A 14,182-nucleotide genomic window follows, 5' to 3' on the forward strand; every position below is an offset into this window, starting at 1 on the left:
CCGGCGCTATTTCTCCCGGCGCTTTTCCACCGGGGCGCTACTCGTTGTCGCCGGTGTCCTGCGCCATCGACTGTGTTCCGCCGGGCTGATAGCCGCTATCCCACGTCCAGCCCGAGATCGCCGGGTCGTCCTCCCCGTGCTCCCGGGTGTAGGTGCGCGCGGCCAGCCGGGCGTCGGCCATCTCCTGGCGTAGCCCCGCCGCGCTGTTCTCCAGCCCGTCGACGCGATCGATGACGTCCATCACCAGATGGAAGCGGTCGAGGTCGTTGAGCATCACCATGTCGAACGGCGTGGTCGTGGTGCCGCGCTCCTTGAACCCGCGCACGTGCAGCTGTTCGTGGTTGGCGTGCCGGTAGGCCAGCCGGTGAATGAGCCAGGGGTAGCCGTGGTAGGCGAAGATCACCGGCTTGTCCTTGGTGAAGATGGAGTCGAACTCCCGGTCGGACAACCCGTGCGGGTGCTCGGAGTCGGGCTGTAGCCGCATGATGTCCACGACGTTGACCACGCGTACCTTCAGGTCCGGCAGGTGCCGGCGCAGGATGTCGGCGGCGGCCACCGTCTCGAGGGTCGGGATGTCGCCCGCGCAGGCGAGGACGACGTCCGGTTCGCCGGTCGTGGTGCTCGCCCACTCCCAGATCCCCAGCCCGCGCGCGCAGTGCGCGACGGCCTCGTCCATCGACAGGTAGGTCAGCGCCGGCTGTTTCCCGGCCACGATGACGTTGACGTACTGGCGGCTGCGCAGGCAGTGATCGCCGACGGACAGCAGCGTGTTGGCGTCCGGCGGCAGGTAGACCCGCACCACCTCGGACCGCTTGTTGGCGACGTGGTCGATGAACCCGGGATCCTGATGCGAGGCCCCGTTGTGGTCCTGCCGCCAGACGTGGGAGGTCAGCAGATAGTTGAGCGAGGCGATCGGCCGCCGCCAGCTCAGGTGTGCACTGCTCGAGAGCCATTTCGCGTGCTGGTTGACCATCGAGTCGACGATGTGGACGAAGGCCTCGTAGCAGTTGAACAACCCGTGCCGCCCGGTCAGCAGGTAACCCTCGAGCCAGCCCTGGCACAGGTGCTCGGACAGCACCTCCATGACCCGCCCGGCGGGTGCGAGGTGTTCGTCGTCGGGGCTGATCTCGGCCATCCACGCCTTGTCGCTGACCTCGAACACCGGTGACAACCGGTTGGAAGCCGTCTCGTCAGGACCCATGAGCCGGAACCGGTCGGGGTTGCGGACGATGATGTCGCGCAGGAAGGTACCGAGCACGCGGGTGGCCTCGGCGCTTTCGGAGCCGGGCCGTTCGACCGGAACCGCGTAGTCGCGGAAGTCGGGAAGGTCGAGGTCGCGCAGCAGCACGCCGCCGTTGGCGTGCGGGTTGTCACTCATCCGGCGGGTTCCGCTCGGGGCGAGCGCCTTGAGTTCGGGGACCAGCGTGCCGTCGTCGCCGAAGAGTTCCTCGGGCCGGTAGCTGCGGAGCCATTCCTCGAGCAGGGCCATGTGCTCGGGGTTGGTATGGGTGTCCGACAGCGGCACCTGGTGCGACCGCCAGGTGCCCTCCACCTTCTTGCCGTCGACCTTCTCGGGGCCGGTCCAGCCCTTCGGTGTGCGCAGGATGATCATCGGCCACAGCGGGCGGCCAGGCTCCTCGTCCAGGCGGGCGGCCCGCTGGATCGCGGCGATCTGGTCGAAGCATTCGTCGAGCGCGGCCGCCAACTGCTGGTGGACGTTGGCGGGGTCGTCGCCCGCGACGGTGATCGGCCGGTACCCGTAGCCGTAGAACAGCGACTCCAGTTCCTCCTGGGGGATCCGCGAGAGCACCGTGGGGTTGGCGATCTTGTAGCTGTTCAGATGCAGGATCGGCAGCACCGCGCCATCGGTCACCGGATCGAGGAACTTGTTGGAGTGCCAGCTCGCGGCCAGTGGCCCGGTCTCGGCCTCTCCGTCACCGACCACGCAGGCGACCACCAGATCCGGATTGTCGAAGGCGGCACCGTAGGCGTGCACCAGCGCATAGCCCAGCTCACCGCCCTCGTGGATCGAGCCGGGGGTCTCCGCCGCCACGTGGCTGGGGATCCCACCGGGAAAGGAGAACTGGCGGAACAGTTTTCGCAGCCCGTCGGCGTCCTCGGTTATGCCGGTGTAGACCTCGCTGTACGTGCCCTCGAGATACGCATTGGCCACCAGGCCGGGGCCGCCGTGTCCCGGTCCGGTGATGTAGATGATGTTGGAGTCGCGTTCACGGATGATCCTGTTGAGGTGTGCGTAGACGAGGTTGAGACCAGGTGTGGTGCCCCAGTGCCCGAGCAGTCGCGGTTTGATGTGTTCCGCGCTCAGATCCTCGCGGAGCAGGGGGTTGTCCAGCAGGTAGATCTGCCCGACGGACAGGTAGTTGGCGGCCCTCCAGTAGGCGTCGAGGAGCCGGAGGTCCTCGTCGGACAGGGTGGGGGACAGCGTGGTTTCACTCATTGACGTCCCGTCGGTGATCTGGCTGCGCATGCCGAGCATTGTCGTCGCGCATGGTGAACAGCATGTGAGTTCCTGGTACCCGGTTGTGTTTCCCTTTATGTGTGGCGGCACACTGAGTACTTTGACACCTGTCAACTCTGCGTAGAGGAGTCTGGATGCCTTCGCCCGCTCACACCCCGGTGCTCGTCGGCTATGGACAGGTGAACCAGCACGACGACCGGCCCGAGATCGAACCCGTCGATCTGATGGAGGCCGCGGCCCGTGAGGCGGTCGATGCGAAGGTGCTCGAAGCGGTCGACGCCGTGCGGGTGGTCAACCTGTTGTCCTGGCGCTACCGCGATCCGGGGCTGCTGCTGGCACAGCGCATCGGTGCGGACAAGGCGGTCACCCGCTACACGGGCATCGGTGGGAACGTACCGCAGAGCCTGGTCAATCAGGCGTGTCTGGACATCCAGTCCGGGCGGGCCGGGGTGGTTCTGATCGCCGGCGCCGAAACATGGCGTACCCGAACACGTTTGCGCGCCAAGAACCAGAAGCCCAACTGGACGCGCCAGGACGAGTCCGTGCCGCGGGCCGAGGGCGGCGACGACAACGTGCCGATGGCCGGGGACGCCGAGAACCGGATCCAGCTGGACCGGCCCTCCTATGTGTATCCGATGTTCGAACAGGCGGTGCGCATCGCAGCCGGTGAGACGCCCGACGAACACCGGCGCAGGATCGGCGAACTGTGGGCGCAGTTCTCCGCGATGGCCGCCGACAATCCGCACGCCTGGCGCCGCGACGCCCTGGCCGCCGACGCGATCTGGCAGCCCGGCCCGGACAACCGCATGATCAGCTGGCCCTATCCGAAGCTGATGAACTCCAACAACATGGTCGACCAGGGTGCGGTACTCGTACTGACGTCGGTCGAGACGGCACGGCGACTGCACATCCCTTCGGAGCGTTGGGTGTTCCCGCACTCGGGCACCGATTCGCACGACACCTACGCCATCGGCGAGCGCGCGGAGTTCCACCGGTCACCGGCGATCCGGATCGCCGGTCAGCGGGCGCTGGAGCTGGCGGGCGCCGCCGTCGACGACCTCGACCTGATCGACGTGTACTCGTGTTTCCCGTCGGCGGTGCAGGTCGCGGCCATCGAGCTGGGCCTGCCGGTGGGTGATCCGGCGCGTCCGCTCACGGTGACCGGGGGTTTGACGTTCGCCGGCGGTCCGTGGAACAACTACGTCTCGCACTCGATCGCGACGATGGCCGAACGGCTGACCGCCAACCCGGGGCAGCGCGGCCTGATCACCGCGAACGGGGGATACCTGACCAAGCACAGTTTCGGCGTGTACGGCACCGAGCCGCCCCAGCGCGAATTCCGTTGGGAAGACGTGCAATCCGAGGTGGACCGGGAGCCGACTCGCACGCTCGCAGTGGAGTGGTCCGGTGTCGGGAGGGTCGAGTCGTGGACCACGCCGTTCGGCCGTGACGGTGTGCCCGAGAAGGCTTTTCTCGCGGTGCGCACACCCGATGGCGCCCGCACGCTGGCGGTGATCCGGGACCCGGACGACGCCGCGGCAACCGTCGAGGGTGACATCGCCGGCACGGCAGTGACGGTGCACGCCGACGGCACCGCCCGCCTGGCTACTTGATGGTGTAGCCGCCGTCGACCACCAGGTCGGCGCCGGTGATCATCGCCGCCGCGTCCGAGGCGAGAAACACTGCCGCCGCGGCGATCTCGGCCGGGTAGGCGAAGCGCCCGATCGGGATGAGCGCCTTGAGGGCGTCACCGCGGGGGCCGTCCCAGGCCCGGTGGCCCAGTTCGGTGAGCACCACTGTCGGTGAGATCGTGTTGACCCGCACCCCGCGGCCGCCCCATTCGGCGGCCAGCACCTTGGACACACCGACCACTCCGAACTTCGATGCGCAGTAGGCGACGTGCTGGTCCAGCGCGACGGTGGCGGCCTGCGACGCGAGGTTGACGATGCTGCCGCCACCGGAGGTGAGCATCCGGCGGCCCGCCGCCTGACACATCAAGAACGTGCCCTTGAGGTTGATGTCGATGGTCGACTCCCAGTCGGCGAGCGACAGTTCCTCGGCGGGAGCGAGGCGGGCGATTCCGGCACTGTTGACCAGGATGTCGAGCCTGCCGAAAGTCTCGGTCACCGCGTCGACCGTGGCCGTGACCGACCCGGGATCGCTGACGTCGCAACGGAATCCACGGCTATCGGTGGACAGTGCCGTGGCGGTTGCCTGCGCGCCCGATTCGTTCAGGTCGGCCACCGCCACACGGGCGCCCTTGACGGCGAACGCTTCCGCGATCGCCGCCCCGATGCCCGACGCGCCGCCGGTGACCAGTGCGACCTTCCCCGTCAACGAGAAGTCCAGATCCACAGTCAGTTCGGCGTCGGTCATGTCGTCCTTTCCCGGTGGCGCATTGGTGCGTTCACTGCAGTACTGCTCTGGCCACGTCGATGTCGGTGACCAACGATGAGACCAGGCCCGAGCGGAGCACCGCGCGGGTGGCCGCGGCCTTCTCGGCTCCTGTCGCGAGTGCGATCCTGGTCGGAATCGCGCGCAGGGTCCCCTCGGCGATGCCCATCCGCCGCTCGTCGAGCCCGGGCACGCGGTTTCCGTCCGCGTCGAGCAGCAGCGCGCAGGTCTCCGCGCAGACGCCGGCCGCGTCCAACGCCCGGATCTCCTCGGTCGTGAGCGACTGGTACACCTGCGAGGCGCCCGGGTTCCACGCGCCGACGGAGATGATCGCGCAGCTGACGTCACCGTGTCGGGCGACGGTCTCCTGCAATTGCTGGTTGCCGCTGAGGCTTTCGGCGGTGCGGGCGTCGGGCACCACGAGTGGCACGTACATCGGCCACGACCGGCCCCCGCTGATCTCGCTGATCCGGCGGACCAGATCGGTGCCGTTGGAGGTGATCGCCCCAACCATCCCGGTCAGTTGCACCACATCGCATTCCGGCAGCGCGCTGAGGTAGGCGGCGATATGGGTCAGCGTGCGCCCGCAGTCGACGCCCACGACGTCCCCGGCCCGCAGGATCGACTGCAGCAGTTCGGCCATCGCCTTGGCCACGGCCTCGATGCGGTCGGCGGCGTTGGCGGTATCGCAGGCGACGGCGTAGGCGTGTTCGAGTCCGTAACGGCGCTGGAGTTCGGTGGACAGTTCGACGTCGATCGCGCCGGGATCGTGGATCTTGATCTCCACCATCCCGGATTCAAGGGCCTCGTCGAGCATCCTGGCGACCTTGAACCGCGAGAGGCCGAACTCCTCGGCGATCTGGATTCGGGTGCGCCCCTCGAGGTAATAGCGGCGGGCGATCACGGCCCGCTGGAACAGCTCATCCGGTCCCACTCCGCCGCCTCCTTCGCGAAGCCCGAGCACTTGCTGCACATATGTGCAGGCGCATTGACATATGAGCATAGGGCATAGCATGATCCACGCCACAACCCCTCAGATGAGTAGCTCACCGTACAGATGAGCGGATGTGACCTGACCGGAGGCCGAGAGTGTGTACGGATGATCCCGGCTTGACGACTCTCGCCGGCGAGGTGCTCGCCCGTGAGGCCGCTGCGGTCGCCGGGCTCACCGGCTTCGTCGAGGAGGGTGTGGTCGCGGTGGCCCGTCGTCTGCTCGAGGTGACCGGCAAGGTGGTCACAACCGGCGCGGGCACGTCGGGGATCATGGCCGAACGCCTGGCCCACCTGCTGTCGGTGTGTGGCACCCCCGCCCTGTACCTGCCCGCCATGGACGCACTGCACGGCGGTATGGGCGCGGTGACCCCCGACGACCTGGTGCTGGCCATCTCCAAGACCGGCCGGTCGGCCGAGTTGACCAGCCTCACCGAGCGTCTGGTCGAACGCGGGGTCGACGTCGTGGCGGTCACCGAGGACGCCGCAAGCCCGTTCGCGCTGGCCGCGACGCAGGTCCAGGAACTACCCCGCACCGCGTCGGACGCCGACCCCGGCGGCATGATCGCGATGGCCAGCACACTGGTCGTCGGGGCCTGGGGTGACGCGCTCGCGGTGGTGTCGATGGCACTGCGCCGCCACACCCTGCACGACGTCGTGCACAGCCACCCCGCCGGTGGGGTCGGGGCCCGCGGGCACCGCCCCGGCGACGAGTCGGCGCCGGTGGTGCGCCCATGACCGAATCAGCTGTGCTGGGCGTGGATTCGTCGACGCAGTCGTGCAAAGTCGAGATCCGCGATCTGACCACCGGAGAACTGCTGGGTCGTGGTGCGGCGCCCCATCCGCCGGCGTTCCCACCCCGCAGCGAACAGCATCCGCTCGAATGGGTGTCGGCCCTCGCCAACGCCACCCGCGCTGCCATCGCCGACTGTCCCCGGCCACCGGTGATCCGCGCGATGTCGGTGGCCGCCCAGTGCCACGGTCTGGTCCTCCTCGACCTGCACGGCAACCCGCTGCGCGCGGCAAAGCTGTGGAACGACACCACCGGCGCCCCGGCACTGACCGCACTCGTCGACCGCATCGGTGTGCCGGCGTGGATCAACCGCACCGGGTCGGCGCCGACCGCGGCGTTCACCATCGCCAAACTCGCGTGGGTCGCCGAACACGAACCCGAGGTACTCGACCGGGCGGCGGCGGTCCTGCTTCCGCACGACTACCTGACGCACTGGTTGACGGGGCGCCGGGTGACCGATCGGTCCGAGGCGTCGGGCACCGGATACTTCGACATCCGGACCGGGCGTTGGATCACCGACTATCTGGAGATGGCCGGCGGTGTGCGGGACTGGGACTCGATGCTGCCGACGGTCCTCGCGCCGTGTGAGCCCGCAGGCACGCTGCGCCCGGCCGCCGCCGAGGTCCTCGGCCTCGACGGCGATGTGGTGGTCGGACCGGGCGGCGGCGACCAGCACGCCGCCTACCTCGGCCTGGGCCTGCGTGACGGCGATCAGTACATCGGCATCGGCACGTCGGGCGTGGTCGCAACGAGTTCGCGCACAACGGTTTTCGATCCGCTCGGCATGGTCGACGGGGTCGCCGACCTGACCGGTGGCTACCTGCCGCTGGTGAGCACCCTCAACTCGGCGCGGGTGTCCGACGTCGCCGCCCGGCTGCTGGGTACCGACCTGGCCGGGCTGGCCGACCTCGCGCTGGGCGCCGGCGACACGCAGGGGCCGGTGCTGGTGCCGTTCCTCGACGGCGAACGCAAACCCGACCGTCCGGACGCGCGCGGCGCCTTCGCCGACCTCACCTCGCACACCACCCGCGAGGAACTGGCGCGGGCGTTCGTGGAAGGGCCGCTGCTGTCGTTGATGAGCGCACGCGACAGTCTGCGCGCCTGCGGTGTGGACGTCAGCGGCGCCGCGACCGCGGTCGGTGGCGGCACCCGCTCCCCGGCCACCCTGCAGATGCTGGCCGATCTGCTCGACGACGAGGTCACCGTGCTCGACGCCGACGAGGCCACCGCGCGCGGAGCCTGCATCCAGTCCGCCGCCGTCGTGACAGGCCGCGACATCGCCGGACTCGTCGACCTCGCCAAACAGTGGCAACCGCAGCAGCGGCACCGCGTTTCGCCGCGGCACACCGGTCGCGACCTCACCGCGCTGCGGGCTCGCTGGGCGGAACTCGCGGCGTCGCCGCTGCTGGAGTCCGGAGCCCACCGGTGACCGCCACCGCGACGCTGGCGCCGTGGCACCGGGAGTTCCCCGGTCTGCTCGCCGGTTCGGTGTATGCGGTGTCACCGGAGGCTCGAACCGCGGCCGCCCTGATGATGCGTGACGCCGGGATCGATGTGCACGTCGACGTGATGGCCGACGGCGAAGGCCTGCCCGCAGGCGTCAGCCCCGCCGAACTGTCCGACATCGCCACGGCGCTCGGCCCGTCTCGGTTCGACGTCCACCTGATCGGCTCGTCCGGATTCGTCGACGACGCACTACCGGACGTGCTGTCGCACGCGCCGCAGAAGGTGTTCCTGCCCTGGGCGGCGTTCACCGAGGAGCGCGCGAACGCCGTACGAGACGCCGGCGGCTCGGCCTGGGTTGCGCTGTGGCAGGAGTGGGACGCGACCGGTGCCCCCGCGTGGCCGACACCTCCCGACGGGGTGCTGGTGATGCTCATCGAGCCGGGTACCCGCGCCCGCTGCCGGACCGACCGATTGGCCATCGTGAGAGCACTCGCGGCCCGACTACCGGTGATCGTCGACGGCGGGGTCATGAAAGACATTGCGCCGCTGTGTGTCACGGCAGGCGTCGAATCGATGGTGGTCGGACGCGCGCTGCTGTCCGGCGCCGCAGACGGAGAGGGAGAGTGAGAGTGAGATGACAGCTGTACAGGACGGCACCATGCGCGCGAGCGTCATGACCGGAGTGGGCATGCTGCAGATCGAGGAGCGGCCGGTGCCGGCTCCGGGTCCGCACGAAGTGCTCGTCGAGGTGGCCGCGGTCGGGGTGTGTGGATCGGACGTGCACTACTACCGCCACGGCCGGATCGGCGACTTCGTCGTCGAGGAGCCGATGATCCTCGGCCACGAACTGTCCGGGCGCATCGCCGCCGTCGGCGAGGGCGTGGATGCCGGCCGGGTGGGGGAGCGCGTCGCGGTGGAGCCGCAGCATCCGTGCCGTCGCTGCAAGCAGTGCAAGGCCGGCCGCTACAACCTGTGCCCCGAGATGAAGTTCTACGCCACCCCGCCGATCGACGGCGCGTTCTGCCGCTACGTCGTCATCGACGACGACTTCGCCCACGCCGTACCGGATTCGATGTCCGACGACGCCGCCGCGCTGCTCGAACCCCTGTCGGTGGCCATCACCACGATGCGGAAAGCGGGGATAGTCCCCGGATCGTCTGTCCTGATCGCCGGTGCAGGCCCGATCGGCGTCATCTGCGCGCAGGCGGCCCGCGCGTTCGGCGCCGCCCGCATCGTCGTCACCGACCTGGTGCCGTCGCGCCGGGAGAAGGCGTTGGCGTTCGGCGCCACCGAGGTGCTCGACCCCACGGCGGTCGACGTGTCGACCATCGAACCCGTCGACGCGTTCGTCGACGCCACCGGGGTTCCCGCGGCTGTGGTCAGCGGCATCAAGGCCGTCGGCCCGGCCGGCAGGGTGGTCCTGGTCGGCATGGGTGCCGACGAGTACGCTCTGCCGGTCAGCCACATCGCGAATCTCGAGATCACCGTCACCGGTGTCTTCCGCTACACCGACACCTGGCCTGCGGCAATACATCTCGTCAACTCCGGCGCCGTGGATCTCGACGCCATGGTCACCGGCCGCTACGACCTGGAACACGTGGCCGACGCCCTCGACAGTGACACCGACCCAGCCAGCCTCAAGTCGATTGTGAACCCCTCATGACGCAGAAGAACCCATTTGATCTGACCGGCCGCACCGCGCTGGTGACAGGTGGCAACCAAGGCCTCGGCCGGGCGTTCGCCCTCGGACTGGCCCAGGCCGGCGCTACCGTCGCCATCTCCGGACGCAGCGCCGAGCGCAACGCAAAGGTCGTGGAAGAGGCTGCTGCAGAGGGGGTCACGCTGCATCCGATCACCGCCGACATCACCCGCCAGGCCGATGTCGACCGGATGACCGACGAGGCCGTGTCCGCACTCGGGCACGTCGACATCCTGGTCAACAATGCGGGCACCTGTTACCACGCCGAATCCTGGGACGTCACCGAGGAACAGTGGGATGCGGTCTTCGACCTCAACGTCAAGGCGTTGTGGGCGTGCTCGCTGGCCGCGGGTAAGCACATGCGTGAACGCGGCAGCGGCTCCATCATCAACATCGGGTCCATGTCGGGGCTGATCGTCAACCGGCCGCAGATGCAGCCCGCCTACAACGCCTCCAAGGCCGCGGTGCACCATCTGACGAAATCGCTTGCCGCCGAGTGGGGCCCGTTGGGGATCCGGGTCAACGCGCTGGCGCCCGGCTACTGCAAGACCGAGATGGCCCCCGTCGACAAGCCGGAGTTCAAGCAGCACTGGATCGACGACACCCCGATGCTGCGTTACGCCATGCCCGAGGAGATCGCACCGTCGGTGGTGTTCCTGGCCAGCGATGCGTCGTCCTTCATCACCGGTTCGGTGCTGGTCGCCGACGGCGGGTACACAGCGTGGTGACGCCGGTCACCGCCAACCGGCGGGTGGTGGTGTCGTCGCTCGACGACGTCGTCGTCGAGACCGAGGTGGCGCACAGCCCGCAACCGGGAGAGACGCGGGTCAGGACGTCGGTGGTCGGCATCTGCGGGTCGGATCTGCACGCCGCGTGCGGGAGGCATCCGTTCATCGAGCTGCCCTACCGCCCCGGGCACGAGGCGGTCGGGGTCGTCGACGCCGTCGGCACCGGAGTGGACGAGAAGTGGCTCGGCACAAGGGTGACCATCGAACCCAACCTCGCCTGCGGGCACTGCACCCAGTGCCGGGCGGGCCGCTACAACATCTGCCGGGAACTGCTGGTGTTCGGCTGTCAGACCGCGGGAGCGCTCACCGACTCCTTCACCATCCCCGTCGACCGCCTCGTCGCGCTGCCCGACGAACTCGACGACCGTCACGCCATCCTGATCGAACCGCTGGCCACCCCCGTGCACACCGTCCGGCGCGCGGCCGAACTGGTCGGAGACCTTCGCGACCGGGCGGTCGTGGTGATCGGCGCCGGGCCCATCGGGCTGTTCACGCTGCTGGCCGCCCGGCACGCCGGGGCGCGGGTCGTCGTCGCCGACCTGCTCGAATCCAAACGAGCCCGCGCCGAACGCCTCGGCGCCGTGGGCAGTTTCGACCCCACCGCCGACGATGCGGTCACCACGGCGCAGCGGATGCTCGGCGGGCCGGCCGCCGTGGTCGTCGACTGCGTCTCACGGGAGAGCACCGTCGCGCTCGCGGTCGACCTCGTCGACAAGGGCGGTGCGGTGATGGTCGTCGGCGTCGCCGAAGGCTCCACCCCCGTGCCGCTCGGGCTCATCCAGGACCGCGAACTGGCGTTGGTGGGCAACCTGATGTACGTCCGCGAGGACTTCACCGCCGCGATGGACCTGCTGTCGTCGGGCATCGTCCCGGTCGACGAGATCATCAGCGCGGACTTCGATATCGACCAGGCGGCGCAGGCGTTCGCCGCTTCGGCTGATCCGGAGAACGTCAAAGTGCTCGTGACGGTGGGGAGTTAGCGATGGCACAGCCGCTGCTCGAATGCACTGACATCGAGAAGAGTTTTCACGGGGTGCCGGTCCTCAAGGGGATCACCCTGCACCTCGAACCCGGCACCGTGACCGCGTTGGCCGGTGAGAACGGCGCAGGCAAGTCGACGCTGATGAAGATCATCAGCGGCCAGTACACCGCCGACCACGGCACCGTCACCGTGCAGGGCAACGAGCTCGCCTCGGGGAACACCAAGGACGCCGTCAAGCACGGGGTCGCCATCGTGCCGCAGGAGTTGGCCTCCATCGAGGACATGACGGTCTACGAAAACCTCTTCGTGGGACGGGAACTCACGGTCGGCCCGTTTCTCAACCGCCGGGCGATGATCGCCGAGGCCACCGACGCGCTGGCGGTTTTCGGCGTGAACATCTCGCCGACCGCGCGGATGGGCAGCCTGCCGGTCGGTCTGCGCCAGATCGTCGAGATCGTCAAGGCCGCGCGGACCGGCGCACAGGTGGTGATGCTCGACGAGCCGACCTCGGCGATCTCCGAGCGTGAGGTCGAAGGCCTGTACTCGATCGTGCGCCGGTTGCGCGAGCAGGGCGTGGCGATGGTGTACACCACCCACAAGATGGCCGAGATCCGCGCCATCGCCGACCGGGTGGTGGTGCTGCGCGACGGCGGCCTGATCCTGGACGAAGAGATCGGCGAGGTCTCCGACGACGACATCGTGACCGCCATGATCGGCCGCGAACTCGAGGCGCTGTTCCCCGAACGTCCACAGCCCTCCGACGAAACCGTGCTCGAGGTCAAGGGTCTGCACGTCGAGGGTGCCACCGAACCGGTGTCGTTCACCGTCAGGGCCGGCGAGATCGTCGGGCTGGCAGGGCTGGTCGGTGCGGGACGTACCGAGCTGCTGGAGGCCGTCTTCGGGGCCCGGCACAGCACCGCGGGCGAGATCCTCGTGCGCGGCAAGCTCGTCAAGCGCAACTCACCGGCCGCCGCCATCGCCGAAGGCATGGCCATGGTGCCCGAGGACCGCAAGCTCTCCGGCGTGGTCCTGTCGATGAGCGTTCTGGACAACGGTTCTCTGCCCCGGCTCTCGGCGTTCTCCGTCCTCGGCTGGCTGCGTGGCAAGGCGCGCACCACAGCGGTGTCGGACGTGATGAAGTCGGTGCGGTTGCGCAGCCGGAACCTGTCCCAGGAGGTCGGCACGCTCTCCGGCGGTAACCAGCAGAAAGTCGTGTTGGCCCGCTGGCTCACCGGCAAGGTCAACGTGCTGCTGCTCGACGAGCCCACGCGCGGCGTCGACGTCGGCGCGCGCAGTGAGATCTACCGCATCATCACCGAATTCGCCGGGCAGGGCATGGCCGTGCTGATGGCGTCCTCGGACATGCCCGAAGTCGTCGGCCTCTCGCACCGGGCGTTCGTCATGCGTGACGGCGCCCTGGTCGGAGAACTCGACCGCGAGGCCCTCGACCATCCGGAGGTCCAGGAGTCGGTGTTCAGGATGGCGACCGCGCTGGAGGCCAGACCCGCCGGGGAGAGCGAAGCGACGGGGGATTCAACGCGCAAGAACCAGGAGGCAGCATCGTGAGCACCAAAGAAGACATTGCACCGGAATCCGGAGGCGCCGTCGTAGCGTCACCGATCACCGGTGAACCCGTGAAACTGTTCTCCCGGGAATGGCTCGGCGCCATGGCATTGCGCTATGCCATGTTCATCATCCTGCTGATGGTGATCTTCTACTTCAGCTACCGCAGCGCGCGGTTCTCGACGGTGGACAACCTCGTCACCATCCTGGTCGCCGCAGCGCCGTTCGCGCTGATCGCGCTCGGCCAGACGCTGGTGATCCTCACCGGCGGCATCGACCTGTCGGTGGGCAGCGTCATCGCCGTCTCGGCCATGGCGGGTGCCGCTACCGCCAAGGCCAACCCCGGCCAGGTCTGGATGACGGTGCTCGTCGCGATGGGCGTTGGCCTCATCGTGGGTTCGCTGAACGGGATCCTGGTGTCGCGGATGAACGTTCCACCGTTCATCGCGACGTTGGGTACCTTGACCGCGGGCTCCGGAGCTGCGTATGTGATCGGTGGCGGCGCACCGATCAACGGCCTGCCCGCGGAGTTCGGGTCGATCGCCAACACCAAGATCCTGGGCCTGCAGATCCCGGTGCTCCTGATGATCATCGGCATCATCGCTCTGGCCATCATCATGAAACGCACCACCTACGGCATGCGCGTCTACGCCGTCGGTGGCAACCGAAACGCCGCCGAGATCGCGGGTATCAACGCCAAGAACGTGCTGTTCAGCGTCTACGCATTCTCCGGCCTGCTCGCCGGTCTGTCCGGTGTCATGCTGGCCTCCCGAGTGATCTCCGGACCGCCCAACCTCGGCCAGGGTTACGAACTGGACGCCATCGCGGCTGTCGTCATCGGCGGCGCCAGCCTGATGGGTGGACGAGGCACCATCTGGGGAACGGCGTTGGGCCTGTTGATGATCCAGACGCTGAACAACGGTCTCGACATCCTGGTGGTGCCCGCGTACTGGCAGGACGTGATCAAGGGCGTGCTGATCGTCTCCGCGGTCGCCATCGACGTGTGGTCCTCGAAACGGCGAACGTGACCTGAGCACGTGTTCATCCA

At 68.5% G+C, this 14,182-nt stretch carries 12 protein-coding genes; 9 read left to right on the plus strand and 3 right to left on the minus strand.

The window, feature by feature from the left end:
• Positions 1-37: 37 nt before the first annotated feature.
• Positions 38-2,458: a phosphoketolase family protein gene (locus tag I7X18_RS13885; protein ID WP_193048168.1), complete on the minus strand. Its 2,421-nt coding sequence runs from the start codon at positions 2,456-2,458 to the stop codon at positions 38-40.
• A gap of 155 nt (positions 2,459-2,613) precedes the next feature.
• Between I7X18_RS13885 and I7X18_RS13890 the strand changes: the two genes are divergently transcribed.
• On the plus strand, positions 2,614-4,092 hold the full coding sequence (locus tag I7X18_RS13890; protein ID WP_193048107.1) for an acetyl-CoA acetyltransferase: 1,479 nt from the start codon (positions 2,614-2,616) through the stop codon (positions 4,090-4,092).
• Here the strand turns inward: I7X18_RS13890 and I7X18_RS13895 are convergent.
• Positions 4,085-4,855: an SDR family oxidoreductase gene (locus I7X18_RS13895; protein WP_193048106.1), complete on the minus strand. Its 771-nt coding sequence runs from the start codon at positions 4,853-4,855 to the stop codon at positions 4,085-4,087. The two genes, I7X18_RS13890 and I7X18_RS13895, sit on opposite strands and share 8 nt — an antisense overlap.
• Positions 4,856-4,886: 31 nt before the next feature.
• A complete protein-coding gene (locus I7X18_RS13900; RefSeq protein ID WP_193048105.1) occupies positions 4,887-5,807 on the minus strand; it encodes a sugar-binding transcriptional regulator in 921 nt (306 codons plus the stop codon).
• 176 nt (positions 5,808-5,983) lie between these two features.
• Here I7X18_RS13900 and I7X18_RS13905 point away from each other — a divergent pair, with 176 nt between their 5' ends.
• Genes I7X18_RS13905 through I7X18_RS13940 form a run of 8 tightly spaced genes read left to right on the plus strand, consistent with a single transcriptional unit; the run spans position 5,984 to position 14,162 of the window.
• The gene (locus I7X18_RS13905) at positions 5,984-6,601 is read left to right on the plus strand and encodes an SIS domain-containing protein (RefSeq protein ID WP_226864319.1); all 618 of its coding nucleotides are present in this window, start codon (positions 5,984-5,986) and stop codon (positions 6,599-6,601) included.
• Positions 6,598-8,085 (plus strand): FGGY family carbohydrate kinase, encoded by a 1,488-nt coding sequence (locus tag I7X18_RS13910; RefSeq protein ID WP_193048103.1) that lies wholly within the window; start codon positions 6,598-6,600, stop codon positions 8,083-8,085. The genes I7X18_RS13905 and I7X18_RS13910 overlap by 4 nt, the downstream gene beginning before the upstream one ends.
• The gene (locus tag I7X18_RS13915) at positions 8,082-8,729 is read left to right on the plus strand and encodes a beta/alpha barrel domain-containing protein (RefSeq protein WP_193048102.1); all 648 of its coding nucleotides are present in this window, start codon (positions 8,082-8,084) and stop codon (positions 8,727-8,729) included. Before I7X18_RS13910 ends, I7X18_RS13915 begins: the two co-directional genes overlap by 4 nt.
• 7 nt (positions 8,730-8,736) lie before the next feature.
• Positions 8,737-9,765, plus strand: coding sequence for an NAD(P)-dependent alcohol dehydrogenase (locus tag I7X18_RS13920; RefSeq protein WP_193048101.1), 1,029 nt, complete (start codon positions 8,737-8,739; stop codon positions 9,763-9,765).
• Positions 9,762-10,529 carry an SDR family NAD(P)-dependent oxidoreductase gene (locus I7X18_RS13925; protein ID WP_193048100.1) on the plus strand — a complete coding sequence of 256 codons (768 nt, stop codon included), beginning with the start codon at positions 9,762-9,764 and terminating at the stop codon, positions 10,527-10,529. The genes I7X18_RS13920 and I7X18_RS13925 overlap by 4 nt, the downstream gene beginning before the upstream one ends.
• Complete coding sequence (locus tag I7X18_RS13930; RefSeq protein ID WP_193048099.1) at positions 10,523-11,569, plus strand: zinc-dependent alcohol dehydrogenase; 1,047 nt, start codon at positions 10,523-10,525, stop codon at positions 11,567-11,569. Before I7X18_RS13925 ends, I7X18_RS13930 begins: the two co-directional genes overlap by 7 nt.
• Positions 11,570-11,571: 2 nt before the next feature.
• Positions 11,572-13,137 (plus strand): sugar ABC transporter ATP-binding protein, encoded by a 1,566-nt coding sequence (locus I7X18_RS13935; RefSeq protein ID WP_193048098.1) that lies wholly within the window; start codon positions 11,572-11,574, stop codon positions 13,135-13,137.
• On the plus strand, positions 13,134-14,162 hold the full coding sequence (locus tag I7X18_RS13940) for an ABC transporter permease (RefSeq protein ID WP_193048097.1): 1,029 nt from the start codon (positions 13,134-13,136) through the stop codon (positions 14,160-14,162). Before I7X18_RS13935 ends, I7X18_RS13940 begins: the two co-directional genes overlap by 4 nt.
• Positions 14,163-14,182 lie beyond the last annotated feature (20 nt).

Origin of the sequence: Mycolicibacterium baixiangningiae (genome assembly GCF_016313185.1) — a bacterium.
Lineage (GTDB): Bacteria > Actinomycetota > Actinomycetes > Mycobacteriales > Mycobacteriaceae > Mycobacterium > Mycobacterium baixiangningiae.

Bases quoted from the DNA above. Each gene is read 5' to 3' on its own strand.
- I7X18_RS13920 (WP_193048101.1), top strand. From the start codon at position 8,737: ATGACAGCTGTACAGGACGGCACCATGCGCGCGAGCGTCATGACCGGA.
- I7X18_RS13895 (WP_193048106.1), bottom strand. From the start codon at position 4,855: ATGACCGACGCCGAACTGACTGTGGATCTGGACTTCTCGTTGACGGGG.
- I7X18_RS13935 (WP_193048098.1), top strand. From the start codon at position 11,572: ATGGCACAGCCGCTGCTCGAATGCACTGACATCGAGAAGAGTTTTCAC.
- I7X18_RS13925 (WP_193048100.1), top strand. From the start codon at position 9,762: ATGACGCAGAAGAACCCATTTGATCTGACCGGCCGCACCGCGCTGGTG.
- I7X18_RS13885 (WP_193048168.1), bottom strand. From the start codon at position 2,458: ATGAGTGAAACCACGCTGTCCCCCACCCTGTCCGACGAGGACCTCCGG.
- I7X18_RS13910 (WP_193048103.1), top strand. From the start codon at position 6,598: ATGACCGAATCAGCTGTGCTGGGCGTGGATTCGTCGACGCAGTCGTGC.
- I7X18_RS13890 (WP_193048107.1), top strand. From the start codon at position 2,614: ATGCCTTCGCCCGCTCACACCCCGGTGCTCGTCGGCTATGGACAGGTG.